Source organism: Streptomyces sp. NPDC049040 (genome assembly GCF_043197715.1).
GTDB lineage: Bacteria > Actinomycetota > Actinomycetes > Streptomycetales > Streptomycetaceae > Actinacidiphila.
The window spans coordinates 59,539-77,556 of record NZ_JBICTO010000009.1; the positions used below are offsets into that span (position 1 = coordinate 59,539).

14 protein-coding genes are annotated in these 18,018 nt (G+C 67.7%); 11 read left to right on the plus strand and 3 right to left on the minus strand.

Annotation, left to right across the window (positions count from 1 at the left end):
- Positions 1–629: 629 nt before the first annotated feature.
- The 11 genes from typA (at position 630) to ACGFMP_RS22855 (ending at position 14,677) form a co-directional block, all read left to right on the plus strand.
- The gene (gene typA, locus ACGFMP_RS22805; protein ID WP_393674729.1) at positions 630–2,495 is read left to right on the plus strand and encodes a translational GTPase TypA; all 1,866 of its coding nucleotides are present in this window, start codon (positions 630–632) and stop codon (positions 2,493–2,495) included.
- A gap of 384 nt (positions 2,496–2,879) precedes the next feature.
- Positions 2,880–4,535: an ABC transporter substrate-binding protein gene (locus ACGFMP_RS22810; RefSeq protein ID WP_393674731.1), complete on the plus strand. Its 1,656-nt coding sequence runs from the start codon at positions 2,880–2,882 to the stop codon at positions 4,533–4,535.
- Positions 4,536–4,687: 152 nt separating this feature from the next.
- Positions 4,688–5,611, plus strand: coding sequence for an ABC transporter permease (locus tag ACGFMP_RS22815; protein ID WP_393674732.1), 924 nt, complete (start codon positions 4,688–4,690; stop codon positions 5,609–5,611).
- A complete protein-coding gene (locus ACGFMP_RS22820; protein WP_393674734.1) occupies positions 5,604–6,539 on the plus strand; it encodes an ABC transporter permease in 936 nt (311 codons plus the stop codon). The genes ACGFMP_RS22815 and ACGFMP_RS22820 overlap by 8 nt, the downstream gene beginning before the upstream one ends.
- Before the next feature lie 11 nt (positions 6,540–6,550).
- Positions 6,551–7,579: an ABC transporter ATP-binding protein gene (locus ACGFMP_RS22825; RefSeq protein WP_393674735.1), complete on the plus strand. Its 1,029-nt coding sequence runs from the start codon at positions 6,551–6,553 to the stop codon at positions 7,577–7,579.
- 34 nt (positions 7,580–7,613) lie between these two features.
- Positions 7,614–8,729: an ABC transporter ATP-binding protein gene (locus ACGFMP_RS22830; protein ID WP_393674978.1), complete on the plus strand. Its 1,116-nt coding sequence runs from the start codon at positions 7,614–7,616 to the stop codon at positions 8,727–8,729.
- Between the two features lie 181 nt (positions 8,730–8,910).
- Positions 8,911–10,560 (plus strand): ABC transporter substrate-binding protein, encoded by a 1,650-nt coding sequence (locus ACGFMP_RS22835; protein WP_393674736.1) that lies wholly within the window; start codon positions 8,911–8,913, stop codon positions 10,558–10,560.
- A 91-nt stretch (positions 10,561–10,651) separates the two neighbouring features.
- Entirely contained in the window at positions 10,652–11,575 is a 924-nt protein-coding gene (locus ACGFMP_RS22840) for an ABC transporter permease (protein WP_393674738.1), read from the plus strand.
- On the plus strand, positions 11,568–12,560 hold the full coding sequence (locus tag ACGFMP_RS22845; RefSeq protein ID WP_393674739.1) for an ABC transporter permease: 993 nt from the start codon (positions 11,568–11,570) through the stop codon (positions 12,558–12,560). The genes ACGFMP_RS22840 and ACGFMP_RS22845 overlap by 8 nt, the downstream gene beginning before the upstream one ends.
- A 13-nt stretch (positions 12,561–12,573) precedes the next feature.
- Positions 12,574–13,623, plus strand: coding sequence for an ABC transporter ATP-binding protein (locus tag ACGFMP_RS22850; RefSeq protein ID WP_393674740.1), 1,050 nt, complete (start codon positions 12,574–12,576; stop codon positions 13,621–13,623).
- A complete protein-coding gene (locus tag ACGFMP_RS22855) occupies positions 13,592–14,677 on the plus strand; it encodes an ABC transporter ATP-binding protein (protein WP_393674741.1) in 1,086 nt (361 codons plus the stop codon). Before ACGFMP_RS22850 ends, ACGFMP_RS22855 begins: the two co-directional genes overlap by 32 nt.
- A 91-nt stretch (positions 14,678–14,768) precedes the next feature.
- Here ACGFMP_RS22855 and ACGFMP_RS22860 read toward each other — a convergent pair whose 3' ends face one another.
- The 3 genes from ACGFMP_RS22860 to ACGFMP_RS22870 are packed head-to-tail and all read right to left on the minus strand — an operon-like array spanning position 14,769 to position 17,984.
- A complete protein-coding gene (locus ACGFMP_RS22860; protein ID WP_393674743.1) occupies positions 14,769–15,899 on the minus strand; it encodes an ABC transporter ATP-binding protein in 1,131 nt (376 codons plus the stop codon).
- Positions 15,900–15,934: 35 nt separating this feature from the next.
- The gene (locus ACGFMP_RS22865) at positions 15,935–16,996 is read right to left on the minus strand and encodes an ABC transporter ATP-binding protein (RefSeq protein ID WP_393674745.1); all 1,062 of its coding nucleotides are present in this window, start codon (positions 16,994–16,996) and stop codon (positions 15,935–15,937) included.
- Positions 16,997–17,006: 10 nt separating this feature from the next.
- On the minus strand, positions 17,007–17,984 hold the full coding sequence (locus ACGFMP_RS22870) for an ABC transporter permease (RefSeq protein ID WP_393674747.1): 978 nt from the start codon (positions 17,982–17,984) through the stop codon (positions 17,007–17,009).
- Positions 17,985–18,018: the final 34 nt, after the last annotated feature.

An 18,018-nucleotide genomic window follows, 5' to 3' on the forward strand; every position in this document is an offset into this window, starting at 1 on the left:
GGGGTCGGTGACCCGTGGGCGAGGGGCGGCTCCGGGGTGCCCCTTGCGGTGGTTGCGCGGCCGTCCCCGTGGTCGTGGCTGGTCGCGCAGTTCCTTGCGCCCCTGGGGGGTGCCCTCTGGGGTCGGTGACCCGTGGGCGAGGGGCGGCTCCGGGGTGCCCCTTGCGGTGGTTGCGCGGCCGTCCCCGTGGTCGTGGCTGGTCGCGCAGTTCCTCGCGCCCCTGGGGGGTGCCCTCTGCGGTCGGTGACCCGTGGGCGAGGGGGCGCCTCGGGGTGCCCCTTGCCGTGGCTACGCGGCGTCCCCGTCGTCGGGTGATGACCGCCCCCGAGGGGGTGCGGGTCAGCCGGGGATGCGCGAGCCCGGCAGTGGCGGCACGGATTCGCCCTGGGGGACGACGGATGGCGTGGACACGACGAGATCTTGTCGCCACCTGCGGGAATCCCCGCCGCCGGGGCCCGCCGAGGGCACCCCGAGTACCGGTCGCGGTACCCCGGGTGGTCTGCCGGGCGCAGCCCGGGGTGCTGGCACGTACCATGGGAAACGGCCGCGGCGTGACTTCTGCCCGGCACGGGCGAGCGCGTCGAAGAGGAACGCGACGCCATCCACGATTCCGGGAGAAGCGCCGCCGCATGTCCACGCGCCACGATATCCGTAACGTCGCCATCGTCGCCCATGTCGACCACGGCAAGACGACCCTCGTCGACGCCATGCTCAAGCAGGCCGGGGCCTTCGCAGCTCACCAGCATCTGGACGACCGGATGATGGACTCCAACGACCTGGAGCGCGAGAAGGGCATCACCATTCTCGCGAAGAACACCGCCGTGAAGTACCACCCGAAGGACGGCGGGGACCCGGTCACCATCAACATCATCGACACCCCGGGACACGCCGACTTCGGCGGTGAGGTCGAGCGCGGCCTGTCCATGGTGGACGCTGTGGTGCTGCTGGTGGACGCGTCCGAGGGGCCGCTGCCGCAGACCCGCTTCGTGCTGCGCAAGGCGCTCACGGCCAGGCTGCCGGTGATCCTGTGCATCAACAAGACCGACCGCCCCGACTCCAGGATCGACGAGGTCGTCAACGAGACCTACGACCTCTTCCTCGACCTGGACGCGGACGAGGACCAGATCGAGTTCCCGATCGTCTACGCGTGCGCCCGTGACGGCGTCGCGTCGCTGACCAAGCCGGAGAACGGCACGGTCCCGGCCGACAGCGACAGCCTGGAGCCGTTCTTCTCCACCATCCTGTCCACCGTCCCGGCCCCGACGTACGACGAGGCGGCCCCGCTCCAGGCGCACGTCACCAACCTGGACGCGGACAACTTCCTCGGCCGTATCGCGCTGCTGCGGGTCGAGCAGGGCCACCTGAAGAAGGGGCAGACCGTCGCCTGGATCAAGCGCGACGGCACCATCTCCAGCGTCCGCATCACCGAGCTGATGATGACCGAGGCGCTGACCCGCAAGCCCGCGGAGAGCGCGGGCCCCGGTGACATCTGCGCGGTGGCCGGCATCCCGGACATCATGATCGGCGAGACGCTGGCCGACCCGGAGAATCCGATCGCGCTGCCGCTGATCACCGTCGACGAGCCGGCCATCTCGATGACCATCGGCACGAACACCTCGCCGCTGGTCGGCAAGGGCGGCAAGGGCCACAAGGTCACGGCCCGCCAGGTCAAGGACCGGCTGGACCGCGAGCTGATCGGCAACGTCAGCCTCCGGGTGCTGCCCACCGAGCGTCCCGACACCTGGGAGGTGCAGGGCCGCGGTGAACTGGCGCTGGCCATCCTGGTGGAGACCATGCGCCGGGAGGGCTTCGAGCTGACCGTGGGCAAGCCCGAGGTGGTCACCAAGGAGGTCAACGGCAAGGTCCACGAGCCGATCGAGCGGCTGACCATCGACTCCCCCGAGGAGCACCTGGGCGCCATCACGCAGCTCATGGCGGCCCGCAAGGCCCGCATGGAGACGATGACCAACCACGGCTCCGGCTGGATCCGGATGGAGTGGATCGTGCCGTCCCGCGGCCTGATCGGCTTCCGTACCGAGTTCCTGACCCAGACCCGCGGCACGGGCATCGCGCACTCCCTCTTCGAGGGCCACGAGCCCTGGTTCGGCGAGCTGCGCACCCGCAACAACGGCTCGCTGGTGGCCGACCGCTCCGGCGTGGTCACGCCGTTCGCGATGATCAACCTGCAGGAGCGCGGTGTGATCTTCGTCGAGCCGACCACGGAGGTCTACGAGGGCATGATCATCGGTGAGAACTCGCGGTCCGACGACATGGACGTGAACATCACCAAGGAGAAGAAGCTCACCAACATGCGCGCCGCGTCCGCGGACAACACCGAGAACGTGGTGCCCCCGCGCAAGCTGTCTCTTGAACAGTCCTTGGAGTTCTGCAGGGACGATGAATGCATCGAAGTCACTCCGGAGACGGTCAGGATCCGTAAGGTGGTCCTCGACCAGAAGGAGCGGGGTCGTGCCGCGTCCCGCGCCAAGCGCTGACGCTCACTGACCGCCAATGAAACGGTGAGGGGTCCAGGGCTATCCTGGGCCCCTCTTTCGTGGCCCGTCGCGTCCGGTTTCCGGACGGCAATCACCGTTAGATAGGTCACACTGCCCATTTCGCCGGTGTCTGTCTACGTTCCATAATGTCCGGATTCTGGAACACGCTCACCGTTGATGTGACCAAAGCGAGACCAACCCTGTGTCGATCCGACTTCAAACGTGCCCGATAGTGGGACGAAGTTGAGCTCGGGTCAATGGGTCACGCGCTGATGGGGAGCGCCGACTCACGAGCACAGGAAGGCCGTAGTCGCTGTCAGGGGTGTCAGTGAGCGTCCGGCCTTCCTTTCACGTATCGACAGTGACTCTTGAGGAGGCAAACCCATGCGCGGTGCCAAGAGCGCCAAGTGGGTCGTAGGTGCGGCCGTGATCGCCCTCGCAGCGACCGCCTGCAGTTCGAGCGATGACTCGGACGGCAAGGACAAGGCCAAGTCCAGTGGATCGTCCAGCGACGGGATCGTCCGAGCGTGGTGGGGCGACCCCCAGAACCCGCTCGAGCCTGCCAACACCAACGAGGTGCAGGGCGGCAAGGTCCTCGACATGATCTTCATGAACCTCAAGGAGTACGACGCCACCGGCAAGCCCAACCTTGAGGCCGCTGACTCGATCACCTCGACCGACCAGCAGAACTTCACCATCAAGATCAAGCCGGACCTGAAGTTCTCGGACGGCACGCCGGTCACCGCCAGCTCCTTCGTGGACGCCTGGAACTACGGTGCCCTGCTCACCAACAAGCAGCTGAACGCCTACTTCTTCGCGGACATCGACGGCTACGCGGCCGTCCACCCGGCCGACGAGAAGTCCGCGCCGACCGCGAAGACCATGTCCGGTCTGAAGGTCGTGGACGACCACACCTTCACGGTGAAGCTGTCCCAGAAGTTCTCCACGTGGCCGGACCGCCTGGGCTACAAGGCCTTCGCGCCGCTGCCCAAGGAGTTCTTCGACAACCACGCCGAGTACCTGAAGAAGCCGATCGGCGACGGCCCGTACATGATCGAGTCCTACACCAAGGGCGCGAGCATGAAGCTGGTCCCGAACCCGAACTACACGGGTCCGAGCAAGCCGAAGAACAAGGGCGTCCTGCTGAAGGTCTACACCAGCAGCGACACCGCCTACGCGGACCTGCAGTCCGGCCAGCTGGACGTCCTGGACGACATCCCGGCCGCCGACCTGCCGCACGTGAAGAACGACCTGGACGGCCGCTACCTCAACTCGCCGGCCGGCATCATCCAGACGTTCTCCTTCCCGATGTACAAGGCGGAGTGGAACAAGCCGGGCATGGAGAAGGTCCGCCTGGGCATCTCCATGGCGATCGACCGCAAGACGATCACCGACAAGATCTTCGGTGGCACCCGTACCCCGGCCCTCGACCTCACCTCCCCGGTGCTGGGCGCGACCGGCGGTTACAGCGACAGCCTCGCCGGCGACTCGGTCAAGTACGACCCGGTCAAGGCCAAGCAGCTGATCACCGAAGGCGGCGGCATCCCCGGCGGCCAGATGAAGCTCGGCTACAACGCCGACTCCGGCTCGCACAAGGAATGGGTCGACGCGGTCTGCAACAGCATCAACCACGTGCTGGGCAACAACAAGGCCTGCGTCGGCGCCCCCACGGGCACCTTCGCGGACTTCCGCGACCAGATCACCAAGGGCCAGATGACCCAGCCGTTCCGTTCCGGCTGGCAGATGGACTACCCGCTGATCGACGACTTCATCACGCCGCTGTACGCCACCGGCGGTAGCTCGAACGACTCGAAGTACACGAACAAGACGGTCGACAACCTGATCAAGCAGGCCAACGCCGAGCCTGACAAGGCCAAGTCGATCTCGCTGTACCAGCAGGCCGAGAAGCAGGTCCTCACGGACATGCCGGTCGTCCCGCTGTGGTACCAGAACGGTCAGGCGGGTTGGTCGTCCAAGGTCTCCAACGTCAAGGAGAACGCGTTCAGCTACCCCATCTTCACCGACATCACGGTCAACTGACCCTGATCAAGCACCACCAGCAGTAGGCGAGTCCGAACAGGGGAGACGTCCGGGCACGCTTGCGGGGGAACTGACAAACAACCGCTCGCGGTGTGGATGTCGGCCGGGGCCACAAGCCCCGGCCGCCGTCTGCCCCGATCCCTGGAGGGCAGATGGGGCGCTACGTCATCAGGCGACTGCTCCAGATGGTTCCGGTCTTCATCGGAACCACTTTGTTGATTTTCGTCATGGTCTACGGGCTCGGTGATCCCGTTGCCGCCATGTTCGGAGACCGCACGCCGGATCCCGCAACGGCAGCTCAGATCAGGCACGACCTGCATCTGAACGACCCGCTGATCCAGCAGTACGGCATCTACATGTGGGGCATCCTCACCGGTGACTTCGGCAAGGCCGCCAACGGCCAGCCGGTCACCGAGCTGCTCGGCACGGCCTACCCGGTCACGCTGCGGCTCACCGTCGTGGCCTTCGTGATCGAGGCGGTCGTCGGTGTGGCGCTCGGCCTTTTCGCCGGCCTGCGCCGCGGACGGTTCTTCGACACCGGCGTGCTGGCCATGACGCTGATCGTGGTCTCCATCCCCACCTTCGTCACCGGCTTCGTGCTGCAGTACTTCTTCGGCGTGAAGTGGGGGATCGTGCATCCCTCGGTCGGTGAAGGGGCGCCCTTCAAGGATCTGATCATGCCGGGCCTGGTACTGGCCGGCGTCTCCCTCGCGTATGTGGCCCGGCTGACCCGCACCTCGGTCGCGGAGAACACCAGGGCCGACTACCTGCGCACCGCGGTGGCCAAGGGCCTGCCGCGGCGCCGGGTGATCACCAACCACATGCTGCGCAACTCGCTGATACCCGTGGTGACCTTCCTGGGAACGGACATCGGCAACCTGATGGCCGGCGCCCTGGTCACCGAGCGGATCTTCAACATCCACGGCGTCGGGTATCAGATCTACCAGGGCATCGTGCACAACAACCCGCCGACCGTGGTCGGCTTCGTGACCGTCCTGGTCATCGTCTTCCTGCTCGCGAATCTGCTCGTCGACCTGCTCTACGCGGTCCTGGACCCGAGGATCCGGTATGCCTGAGAACACCGACGCCGTGATCCTCGACGGTGCCGCACCCGTGACGGCCGGTCCCGCGGCACTCGCCGACGTGGACAAGCGCGACAAGCCGCGCAGCCTGTGGAACGACGCGTGGTACGACCTGAGCCGCAAGCCGATCTTCTACATATCGGCCCTGGTCATCCTGTTCCTGGTCCTCATCGCGATCTGGCCCAGCCTGATCGCGACCCGCGACCCGTTGCAGTGCGACCTGATCAACTCGCAGAACGGCCCCAGCGCCGGCCACTGGTTCGGCTTCGACCAGCAGGGCTGCGACGTCTACACCCGTACCGTCTACGGTGCCCGCGCCTCGGTCGAGGTCGGCATCTTCTCGACGCTCGGAGTCGGCGTGCTGGGCGCGCTGCTCGGCGGTCTCGCCGGCTACTTCGGCGGCTGGCTGGACGCGATCCTCTCCCGGATCAGCGACATCTTCTTCGGCATCCCGATCCTGCTCGGCGGCGTCGTCTTCCTTTCCGCGGTCAAGGGCGGCTCGGTCCTCACCGTGTCCACCTTCATCATCCTGCTGGGCTGGCCGCAGCTGGCCCGCATCGCCCGCGGTGCCGTGATCACCGCGAAGGAGCAGGACTACGTACTGGCCGCCAAGGCGCTCGGCGCGGGGCATTCCAGAGTCCTGCTCCGGCACATCGCCCCGAACGCGCTGGCTCCCGTCATCGTATGGTCCACCATCGCGCTCGGCACCTTCATTTCGCTGGAAGCGACACTGTCCTTCCTCGGCGTCGGCCTCAAGCCGCCGGCCGTGTCGTGGGGTATCGACATCTCCTCGGCGGCGGAGCAGATCCGCAACGCCCCGCACATGCTGCTGTGGCCCGCGGGCGCGCTCAGCGTGACGGTGCTGGCCTTCATCCTGCTCGGCGACGCGGTCCGCGACGCCCTTGACCCCAAGCTGCGCTAGGAGGGCGTACGTTGACTGTCATCGACGATATATCGGACGCTTCAGCGCCTGACGCGAAGCTTGCGCCGCTGCTGGAAGTACGCGACCTGCACGTGGAGTTCCACACCCGCGACGGCGTCGCCAAGGCCGTGAACGGTGTCAACTACTCGGTCAACGCCGGCGAGACGCTGGCGGTGCTCGGCGAGTCCGGCTCCGGCAAGTCGGTCTCGGCGCAGGCCGTCATGGGCATCCTCGACATGCCGCCGGCCCGGATCCCCAAGGGCGAGATCCTCTTCCAGGGCCGGGACATGCTCAAGATGTCCGGCGAGGAGCGGCGGAAGATCCGCGGCCGGAAGATCGCCATGATCTTCCAGGACGCGCTGTCCTCGCTGAACCCGGTGCTGAGCGTGGGCTACCAGCTCGGCGAGATGTACCGGGTGCACCAGGGCCTGTCCCGCAAGGACGCCAAGGCCAAGGCCATCGAGCTGATGGACCGGGTGCGCATCCCGGCCGCCAGGGAGCGGGTCGGCGACTACCCGCACCAGTTCTCCGGCGGTATGCGCCAGCGCATCATGATCGCCATGGCGCTGGCCCTCGAACCCGACCTGATCATCGCCGACGAGCCGACCACGGCCCTCGACGTGACGGTCCAGGCCCAGGTCATGGAGCTGCTCGCGGAGCTCCAGCGCGAGTACAACATGGGCCTGATCCTGATCACCCACGACCTCGGCGTGGTCGCCGACGTCGCCGACAAGATCGCGGTCATGTACGCGGGGCGCATCGTCGAGGACGCCCCCGTCCACGACATCTACGCCAACCCGGCGCACCCGTACACCAAGGGCCTGCTCCAGTCGATCCCGCGGCTGGACCAGAAGGGCCAGGAGCTGTACGCGATCAAGGGCCTGCCGCCGAACCTGACCCGAATCCCCTCGGGCTGCGCCTTCAACCCGCGCTGCCCGATGGCGCAGGACATCTGCCGTACCGACGTGCCCGCGCTGCACCCGGTCGGCCCGGCGCGCGGCAGCGCCTGCCACTTCTGGAAGGAGACCCTCGGTGAGTGATTCCACCCTCCCCAAGGACTCCGAGTCCGCGGCGGTGGACGCCGCGACCTCCGAGCCCACCAGGACCGAGCCCACCACGGCCGACGAGGTGGTGGCCGAGGCGGCCGCCGCCGTGCTCGCCGACCGCGAGCCGATCCTGCAGGTGCGCAACCTGGTCAAGCACTTCCCGCTGACCCAGGGCATCGTCGTGAAGCGGCAGATCGGCGCGGTCAAGGCGGTCGACGGCATCTCCTTCGAGCTCTACGCGGGCGAGACGCTGGGCATCGTGGGCGAGTCCGGCTGCGGCAAGTCCACCGTGGCCAAGCTGCTGATGAACCTGGAGCAGGCCACCGCGGGCGAGGTCTTCTACAAGGGCCAGGACATCACCAAGCTGTCCGGGCGCGCCCTCAAGGCGGTCCGGCGCAACATCCAGATGGTGTTCCAGGACCCGTACACCTCGCTCAACCCGCGTATGACGGTCGGCGACATCATCGGTGAGCCCTTCGACATCCACCCGGAGGTGGCGCCCAAGGGCGACCGCCGCAAGCGGGTCGAGGAGCTGCTCGACGTCGTCGGTCTGAACCCGGAGTACATCAACCGGTACCCGCACCAGTTCTCCGGCGGCCAGCGGCAGCGCATCGGCATCGCCCGCGGCCTGGCGCTCAACCCGGAGATCATCATCTGCGACGAGCCGGTCTCCGCGCTCGACGTGTCGGTGCAGGCACAGGTCATCAACCTGATGGAGAACCTGCAGGACGAGTTCAACCTGTCCTACATCTTCATCGCGCACGACCTGTCGATCGTCCGGCACATCTCGGACCGGGTGGGCGTGATGTACCTGGGCAAGATGGCCGAGATCGGTACGGACACCGAGATCTACGAGCACCCCACGCACCCGTACACCCAGGCGCTGCTGTCCGCGGTGCCGGTGCCCGACCCCGAGGCGCGCGAGCACCGGGAGCGGATCATCCTGTCGGGCGATGTGCCCTCGCCGGCGAACCCGCCGTCCGGGTGCCGGTTCAGGACCCGCTGCTGGAAGGCGGAGGACCGCTGCGCGACGGAGGAGCCGCTGCTGGCGATCCCGACCCGGTTCGCGGAGGTGGACTCCCCGGCCAAGCACGAGTCGGCCTGCCACTTCGCCGAGGAGAAGGACGTGGTGGGCGCGGCCTGACCGCTCCCTCCGCAGCAACCGTCAGAAGGGGCGCCCCCGCCGGGGGCGCCCCTTCTGACGTCGTGTCGCGCTCTGGCCAACGCATTGGCTACGCGACACGCAGGAGTAGAAGTGCGGCTTTGCCCCGATTGCTGTGTCATGGGTTACGAAGTGTCATTTGTGACCCATGAGGAGGCACGCGATGCGCGGAGCCACGCGCGTGAAGTGGGCCGTCGGTGTGACAGTCGTCGCCCTGACGGCCGCCGCCTGCGGCAGCAGCAGTGACAGCGGTGGTAGCGGCAGCTCGACGGGCAGCGGCGGCGGCATCGTACGGGCCTCCTGGGGCGACCCGCAGAACCCACTGGAGCCGGCCAACACCAACGAGGTGCAGGGCGGCAAGGTGCTGGACATGGTGTTCCGCGGGCTGAAGATCTACAACCCGAAGACCGCCAAGGCGGAGAACATGATCGCGCAGTCGATCACCTCCTCCGACTCGCAGAACTTCGACATCAAGCTCAAGACCGGGTGGACCTTCAGCAACGGCGAGCCGGTCAACGCCGACTCCTTCATCAACGCCTGGAATTTCGACACGCAGCTGAAGAACGCCCAGCTGAATGCCTCCTTCTTCAGTTACATCGACGGTTACGACAAGGTGCACCCCGACACCCCGGGGGCCAAGGCCAGCGCCACCACGCTGTCCGGCCTGACGAAGGTCTCCGACACCGAGTTCAAGGTGAGGCTGAACCAGAAGTTCGCCCTCTTCCCCGACACCCTGGGCTACGCGGCCTTCTACCCGCTGCCGCAGGCGTTCTTCAGCAACCGCCAGGCGTGGCTCGCCAAGCCGATCGGCAACGGGCCCTACCTGATCTCCCAGTACACCAAGGGCTCCAAGATGGAGCTGAAGAAGTGGGACGGCTACAAGGGCCCCGACCCGGCGCAGAACGGCGGGGTGGAGCTGCGGGTCTACACCGACAACAACACCGCGTACACCGACCTGCAGGCCGGCAACATCGACCTCGTCGACGACGTCCCGGTCACCCAGCTGCGCAACGTCAAGAGCGACCTGGGCAACCGCTACATCAACGTGCCGGCCGGCATCATCCAGACCATCTCCTTCCCGCTCTACAGCTCGCGCTGGTCCTCGGCGAACTCCGCGAAGGTCCGGCAGGGCCTGTCGATGGCGATCGACCGCAAGCAGATCACCGACCAGATCTTCCAGCAGACCCGCACCCCGGCCACCGACTGGACCTCACCGGTGCTGGGCGACGCGGGCGGCTTCAAGGCAGGGCTCTGCGGTGACGAGTGCACCTTCAACGCCGACAAGGCCAAGCAGCTGATCGCCGAGGGCGGCGGCCTGCCCGGCGGCAAGATCACCATCTCGTACAACGCGGACACCGGCTCGCACAAGGAATGGGTCGACGCGGTCTGCAACAGCATCAACAACGCGCTGGGCAACAACAAGGCCTGCGTCGGCGCCCCCATCGGCACCTTCGCCGACTTCCGCAACCGGATCACCAGCAAGCAGATGAACGACCCCTTCCGGGCCGGCTGGCAGATGGACTACCCGCTGATCCAGGACTTCCTCCAGCCGCAGTACTTCACCGACGCCTCGTCGAACGACTCGCACTACAGCAACGCCAACTTCGACAAGCTGGTCAACGAGGCGAACGCCGCCACCTCCACCGCCGACTCGGTGAGCAAGTTCCAGGAGGCGGAGAAGCAGCTGGTCATCGACATGCCCGCGATCCCGCTGTGGTACCAGAACGGCAGCGCCGGCTACTCGTCCAACCTCTCGAACGTCTCGCTGAACCCGTTCAGCGTGCCTGTCTACAACCAGATCAAGGTCAAGTGACACCGCGGCCGGGGGCCGCCGCACCGGCCGGCAGGCCGGCAGCGGCGGCCCCCGGCCCCCAGACTCCCCGGAACTCCCCGGAAGGCTCCGCATGGGACGCTATGTGATCCGGCGGCTGCTCCAGATGATCCCGGTGTTCATCGGCAGCACGTTCCTGATCTTCTTCATGGTCTACGCGCTCGGCGACCCGGTCGCCGCGCTCTTCGGCGACCGCGCGCCCGACCCGGCCACCGCGGCCCAGATCCGGGAGGACCTGCACCTCAACGACCCGTTGTGGCAGCAGTACCTGATCTACATGAGGAACATCTTCACCGGCGACTTCGGCACCGCCTTCAACGGCGAGCCCGTCCTCACCCTGATGGGCAGCGCCTTCCCGGTCACCATCCGGCTGACCATCGTGGCGATCATCTTCGAGATCATCATCGGCATCACCCTCGGCGTGCTCACCGGCATGAAGCGCGGCAAGCCGGTCGACACCGGGGTGCTGCTGCTCACCCTGATCGTCATCTCGGTGCCCACCTTCGTCACCGGCTACGTGCTCCAGTACCTGTTCGGCGTCCAGCTCGGATGGACCAGCCCCTCGGTGTCCCCGGAGGCGCCCTTCAACGAGCTGATCCTGCCCGGCCTGGTGCTCGCGCTGGTCTCGCTGGCCTACGTCACCCGGCTGACCCGTACCTCGATCGCGGAGAACACCCGCGCCGACTACCTGCGCACCGCGGTCGCCAAGGGCCTGCCGCGGCACCGGATCATCATCAGGCACCTGCTGCGCAACTCGCTGATCCCGGTGGTCACCTTCATCGGCACCGACATCGGCTTCCTCATGGGCGGGGCCATCGTCACCGAGCGCATCTTCAACATCCACGGTGTCGGCTTCCAGCTCTACCAGGGCATCCTGCGCAACAACGCGCCGACCGTGGTCGGCTTCGTCACCATCCTGGTGCTGGTCTTCCTGATCGCGAACCTGCTGGTCGACCTGCTCTACGCGGTCCTGGACCCGAGGATCCGTTATGCCTGAACGCAATCCGCTGGATCCCGAGCAGGGCCCCATCGCCCCCGGCGGCGGCTACGGCGCCGGGATGGACCTGGCGGCCTCCGACGCCGACACCCTGGAGCACGCGCCGGGCCACGGGCAGGAGCCCGGCGGCCCTGCCGGCAAGCCGCGCAGCCTGTGGTCGGACGCCTGGCGCGACCTGCGGCGCAACCCGATCTTCATCATCTCGGTGCTGATCATCCTGTTCCTGGTCTTCATCTCGCTGTGGCCCGGCACCATCGCCACCCAGGACCCGCTGGCGGCGAATCTGCAGAAGGCGCAGGCAGGACCGGAGTCGGGTCACCCGTTCGGCTTCGACACCCAGGGCCGCGACGTCTACACCCGGGTGGTCTACGGAGCCCGCGCCTCGGTGACCGTCGGCGTCTGCGCGACCGCGGGGGTGGTGCTGCTCGGCAGCGTGCTCGGCGGCCTGGCCGGCTTCTTCGGCGGCTGGTGGGACGCGATCCTGTCCCGGATCAGCGATGTCTTCTTCGGCATCCCCGTGGTGCTCGGCGGCCTGGTCTTCCTCTCGGTGGTCACCAACAGCACGGTGTGGCCGGTGGTCGGCTTCATGGTGCTGCTCGGCTGGCCGCAGATCGCCCGTATCGCGCGCGGGTCGGTCATCACCGCCCGGCAGAACGACTACGTCCAGGCCGCCCGCGCCCTGGGCGCGGGCAACTCCCGGATGCTGCTGCGGCACATCGCGCCCAACGCGGTCGCCCCGGTGATCGTCGTCGGCACCATCGCGCTGGGTACCTACATCGCCCTCGAGGCCACGCTGTCCTACCTGGGCGTCGGCCTCAAACCGCCCACCGTCTCCTGGGGGATCGACATCTCCGACGCGTCCAACCAGATCCGCAACGCCCCGCACATGCTGCTGTGGCCTGCCGGTGCGCTGAGCCTGACGGTCTTGGCGTTCATCATGCTCGGCGACGCGGTGCGCGACGCCCTCGACCCCAAGCTGCGCTGAGGAGCCCGCCGATATGGCCACAAGTGTCGAGCTGAGCAAGGAAGAAGGCGGCACGTACGGTGGTCCGCTGCTCGACGTGCGCAACCTGCACGTCGAATTCCGCACCAGGGAGGGCGTCGCGCGGGCCGTCAACGGGGTCGAGTACTCGGTCGACGCGGGGGAGACCCTGGCGGTGCTCGGAGAGTCAGGGTCGGGCAAGTCGGTCACCGCCCAGGCGATCATGGGCATCCTGGACTCCCCGCCCGGCTTCGTCACCCAGGGGAAGATCATCTTCCAGGGCCGCGACCTGCTCACTCTGAGCGGCGAGGAGCGCCGCAAGGTGCGCGGCGCCAGGATGGCGATGATCTTCCAGGACGCGCTGTCCTCGCTCAACCCGGTGCTGAACGTGGGGGAGCAGCTCGGCGAGATGTTCACCGTGCACCGCGGCATGTCCCGCAAGCAGGCCCGCGCCAAGGCGATCGAGCTGATGGAGCGGGTCCGCATCCCGGCGGCCAAGGAGCGGATCAGGTCCTACCCGCACCAGTTCTCCGGCGGCATGCGGCAGCGGGTGATGATCGCCATGGCGATGGCGCTCGAACCCGAGCTGATCATCGCCGACGAGCCCACCACCGCGCTCGACGTGACCGTCCAGGCCCAGGTGATGGATTTGCTCGCCGACCTCCAGCGCGAGTTCAACATGGGCCTGATCCTGATCACCCACGACCTCGGCGTGGTCGCCGACGTCGCCGACAAGATCGCGGTGATGTACGCGGGCAAGATCGTGGAGACCTCGCCGGTCCACGACATCTACCGGGCGCCCGCCCACCCGTACACCAAGGGCCTGCTCGACTCGATCCCCCGGCTGGACCAGAAGGGCCAGGAGCTGTACGCGATCAAGGGCCTGCCGCCGAACCTGCTGCACATCCCGCCGGGTTGCTCCTTCCACCCGCGCTGCCCGATCGCCCGGGACGTCTGCCGCACCGACGTACCGCCGCTCTACCGGGTCAGCCAGGACCGGGCCAGCGCCTGCCACTTCTGGAAGGAGACACTCGGTGACGACAGCGCCGCAGCCGACAAGGCCTGAGCCGTCCGACTCCGGACCCGCGAAGCGCGAGCCGATCCTGGAGGTGCGGGGCCTGGTCAAGCACTTCCCGCTGACCCAGGGCATCGTCTTCAAGCGGCAGGTCGGCGCGGTGCAGGCGGTCGACGGGGTGTCCTTCGACCTCTTCCCCGGCGAGACGCTGGGCATCGTGGGCGAGTCCGGCTGCGGCAAGTCCACCGTGGCCAAACTGCTGATGAACCTGGAGCAGCCGACCGCGGGGGAGATCCGCTACCGGGGCGAGGACATCACCAAGCTGTCGGGCAAGGCGCTCAAAGCCGTCCGGCGCAACATCCAGATGGTCTTCCAGGACCCCTACACCTCGCTCAACCCCCGCATGACCGTCGGCGACATCATCGGGGAGCCGTACCAGATCCACCCGGAGGTGGCGCCCAAGGGCGACCGGCGCAAGCGGGTGCAGGACCTGCTGGACGTGGTCGGTCTGAACCCGGAGTACATCAACCGCTATCCGCACCAGTTCTCCGGCGGCCAGCGGCAGCGCATCGGCATCGCCCGCGGCCTGGCACTGCGGCCCGAGATCATCGTCGCCGACGAGCCGGTCTCGGCGCTCGACGTGTCGGTGCAGGCGCAGGTGGTCAACCTGATGGAGCGGCTGCAGGACGAGTTCACGCTGTCGTACATGTTCATCGCGCACGACCTGTCGATCGTCCGGCACATCTCCGACCGGGTCGGCGTGATGTACCTGGGCAAGATCGTGGAGATCGGCGCCGACGAGGAGATCTACTCCCACCCCACCCACCCGTACACCCAGGCGCTGCTGTCCGCGGTGCCGGTACCGGACCCGGCGGCGCGGGAGAGGCGGGAGCGGATCATCCTCCAGGGCGATGTGCCCTCGCCGGCCGACCCGCCGTCCGGGTGCCGCTTCAGGACCCGCTGCTGGAAGGCGCAGGAGCGCTGCGTGGTGGAGGAGCCGCTGCTGGCGGTCCCTGAGGTCTTCCGCGGCACCGGGGGCCCGGCCGAGCACGACTCGGCGTGCCACTTCGCCGAGGAGAAGCAGATCGTCCAGAGCGGGGAGTAGCGCGCGCGAGCCGGGCGGCGCCGGGGACCCGGCAGCCGACCCGAGCCGTACGGACCGCGCCGGGGCCGTTCGGCGCGGTCCGTACGGCGGTTCAGGCCGGACGATCCGAGATGCCCTCGATCGCGGCGAGCGCCGGGTCCATCACGATGTCCTCGCCGCGGGCGGCGATCGTCGGCTCCTCGGGGAAGTGGCAGGCGGTCAGATGCCCCTCGTCGGCGCCGCCGAGCCGGATCAGCGGCGGCTCCTCCTCGGCGCACTTGTCCGCGGCCTTCCAGCAGCGGGTGCGGAAGCGGCACCCGGACGGCGGGTTGATCGGCGACGGCACGTCACCGGCCAGCCGGATGCGCTCCCGCTCCTGCTGCCCCTCCTCCAGCTCCACCTCGGGCACCGCCGACAGCAGCGCGTGCGTGTAGGGGTGGCGGGGCCGCTGGTAGATCGAGTCGCGGTCGCCCACCTCCACGATCTTGCCCAGGTACATCACCGCGACCCGCTCGGAGAAGTGCCGGACGATCGCCAGGTCGTGCGCGATGAACAGGAAGGCGATGCCCAGCTCCCGCTGCACCTGCTGGAGCAGGTTGACCACCTGGGCCTGGATCGACACGTCCAGCGCCGAGACCGGCTCGTCGGCCACGATCAGCCTGGGCTCCAGCGCCAGCGCCCTTGCCACCCCGATGCGCTGCCGCTGCCCGCCGGAGAACTCGTGCGGGAAGCGGTTGTAGTGCTCGGGGTTGAGCCCGACGGTCTCCAGCAGCTCGCGGACCCGGTTCTCCCGGCCGCCGGTCGGGTTGATCCCGTTGATCTCCATCGGGCCGCCGATGATCGTCCCGACCGTCTGCCGCGGGTTGAGCGACGAGTACGGGTCCTGGAAGATCATCTGGATCTCGGACCTGACCGGTGCCAGCTCCTTGCGGGTGGCGTGCGAGATGTCCATGCCCCGGTAGCTGATGGTGCCGGCGGTGGGCTCCAGCAGCCGGGTGATCAGCCGCCCCGTGGTGGACTTGCCGCAGCCGGACTCGCCGACCAGGCCGAAGCTCTCGCCGGCGCGAACGGCCAGGTCGATGCCGTCCACCGCCTGCACGGAGCCGACCCGCCGTTTGATCGGGAAGCCGCCCATGACGGGGAAGTACTTGGTGAGCCCGCTGACCTCCAGCAGGGTCTCGCCGGCCGTGTCCGCGGCGGCGCCACCGGCCGGGGCCTTGGACAGTGAGATGTCGTTGCTCATGTGGATGCCTGCCAGTTTTCTCTCGGGCCGACCGGTCAGCCGAGCCGCGGCTGAATCGTCTCGATGAACACGGACCGCTTCTGGTCGTCGCTGAGATGGCACGCGGAGCCGCGCCCGTCCGGCAGCACCGGTTCCTCGGCCGCGCACCGGCCGCCGCCGACCAGGTCGGTGAAGCCGCAGCGCGGGTGGAAGGAGCAGCCCGGCGGCGGGGAGAGCAGGCTCGGCGGCGCCCCGGGGATCGGCGTCAGCGGCTCCGTCACATCCGACATCAGCCGCGGCATCGACCCCAGCAGCCCCCAGGTGTACGGGTGCTGCGGTTCGTTGATCAGCTCGCGCACCGAACCGCGCTCCACGGCCCTGCCCGCGTACATCACCAGCAGGTCGTCGGCGACGTTGGACACCACGCCCAGGTCGTGGGTGATCAGGATGATCGCCGAGCCGAACTCCTGCTGGAGGTCCTTGAGCAGGTCCAGGATCTGCGCCTGTACCGTCACGTCGAGCGCGGTGGTCGGCTCGTCGGCGATCAGCAGGTCGGGGTTGCACACCAGCGCCATGGCGATCATCGCCCGCTGCCGCATACCGCCGGAGAACTGGTGCGGGTAGTCGTCCACCCGCATCCTGGGCTGCGGGATGCCGACCTTCTCGAGCATCTCGATGGCCCGCTCCCTGCCTTCCCGCTTGCTTGCGCCCTTGTGCTTCACATACGGCTCTGCGATCTGCCGGCCGATCGTGTAGTAGGGCGACAGGGCGGTCAGCGAGTCCTGGAAGATCATCGCCATCTTGTTGCCGCGCAGCTTCTCCAGGGTGCGGTTGCTCGCCCCGGTCAGCTCCTGGCCGTCCAGCACGATCTCGCCTGCCACCTCGGTGGTCGCGGGGTTGTGCAGGCCGAGCACGGTCAGGTTGGTCACCGACTTGCCCGAGCCCGACTCCCCGACGATGCCCAGCGTCTGGCCGCGCCGCAGGTCGAACGACAGGCCGTCGACGGCCTTGACGATGCCGTCCTCGGTGGAGAAGCGCACGTACAGGTCGCGTACCGACAAGAAGGCGTCGGACGCGGCCGGGGCGGCATCGTCCACCGGTTTGGTCAAGGTGGTCACTGACGCTCTCCTAGGACAGCCGCACGCGCGGGTCGATGAACGCGTAGGCGGCGTCCACGATGATGTTGAACAGGACGATCAGGGCGGCGCTGAAGAGCATCACGCCCATCAGCATGGGCAGGTCCGTCTTGGTCACCGAGTCGATCGCGAGCCGCCCGAGCCCGGTGAGCTGGAAGGTCCACTCGGTGATCATCGCGCCGCCCAGCAGCGACCCGAGGTCGATGCCGAGGATGGTGATGATCGGGATCAGCGATCCGCGCCAGGCGTAGCGGAAGAAGACATACCGGCTGGACATGCCCTTGGCGCGGGCGGTGCGGACGTGCTCCTCCTGCAACTGCTCGATCATCGTCGAGCGCGACATACGGGTGTAGTTCGCGGTGAACAGGATCGACAGCACGCACCACGGGATGAGCAGCCCGTTGAACCAGGACAGCGCGTTCTCGGTGATCGGCGTGTACTTGGGCTGGTCGAGGATGTGGTTGTTGTAGACCAGCAGCGCCAGCACGATCGGGCCGACGAAGTAGATCTGCATCGAGCTGAGGACCAGCGACGCGGAGCTGAAGACCTTGTCGACGACCGTGCCGCGCTTCCAGGCGGCGAGCATGCCGGTGCCGAGGCCGAAGAGCAGGAAGACCACCATCGAGCCGAGCGCGAGCGACAGGGTCGTGGGCAGCCGGTCCATCAGGGTCGGCCAGACCGGCTCGCTGTTGGCGAAGGAGTACCCGAAGCAGGGCGCGGGGCAGTTGCCGGCGGTGAACCGGTGGCCGGTGAAGATCCGCACCATGTAGTCGTAGTACTGCACCGGCACCGGGTGGTCGAGGCCCAGGTTGTGGTGGATGATCTTGAGGTTGTCCGGTGTGCAGTTCTTACCGCAGGACAGCAGCGCCGGGTCGTGGGGGATCGCGAAGAACAGGAAGAACGTGAAGGCGCTGATGAACAACAGGATGACCACAGCGCCGAGCGTCCGGCGGACGAGGAATCGAAGCATGGCGGTCGCAGCTCTCTGAGGACGGCGGCGGTGG

What these genes read in the sequence shown, in the direction of transcription:
- ACGFMP_RS22835 (WP_393674736.1), top strand. Translation starts at nt 8,911, where the DNA reads ATGCGCGGAGCCACGCGCGTGAAGTGGGCCGTCGGTGTGACAGTCGTC.
- ACGFMP_RS22845 (WP_393674739.1), top strand. Translation starts at nt 11,568, where the DNA reads ATGCCTGAACGCAATCCGCTGGATCCCGAGCAGGGCCCCATCGCCCCC.
- ACGFMP_RS22850 (WP_393674740.1), top strand. Translation starts at nt 12,574, where the DNA reads ATGGCCACAAGTGTCGAGCTGAGCAAGGAAGAAGGCGGCACGTACGGT.
- ACGFMP_RS22815 (WP_393674732.1), top strand. Translation starts at nt 4,688, where the DNA reads ATGGGGCGCTACGTCATCAGGCGACTGCTCCAGATGGTTCCGGTCTTC.
- ACGFMP_RS22820 (WP_393674734.1), top strand. Translation starts at nt 5,604, where the DNA reads ATGCCTGAGAACACCGACGCCGTGATCCTCGACGGTGCCGCACCCGTG.
- typA (WP_393674729.1), top strand. Translation starts at nt 630, where the DNA reads ATGTCCACGCGCCACGATATCCGTAACGTCGCCATCGTCGCCCATGTC.
- ACGFMP_RS22870 (WP_393674747.1), bottom strand. Translation starts at nt 17,984, where the DNA reads ATGCTTCGATTCCTCGTCCGCCGGACGCTCGGCGCTGTGGTCATCCTG.
- ACGFMP_RS22840 (WP_393674738.1), top strand. Translation starts at nt 10,652, where the DNA reads ATGGGACGCTATGTGATCCGGCGGCTGCTCCAGATGATCCCGGTGTTC.
- ACGFMP_RS22810 (WP_393674731.1), top strand. Translation starts at nt 2,880, where the DNA reads ATGCGCGGTGCCAAGAGCGCCAAGTGGGTCGTAGGTGCGGCCGTGATC.
- ACGFMP_RS22860 (WP_393674743.1), bottom strand. Translation starts at nt 15,899, where the DNA reads ATGAGCAACGACATCTCACTGTCCAAGGCCCCGGCCGGTGGCGCCGCC.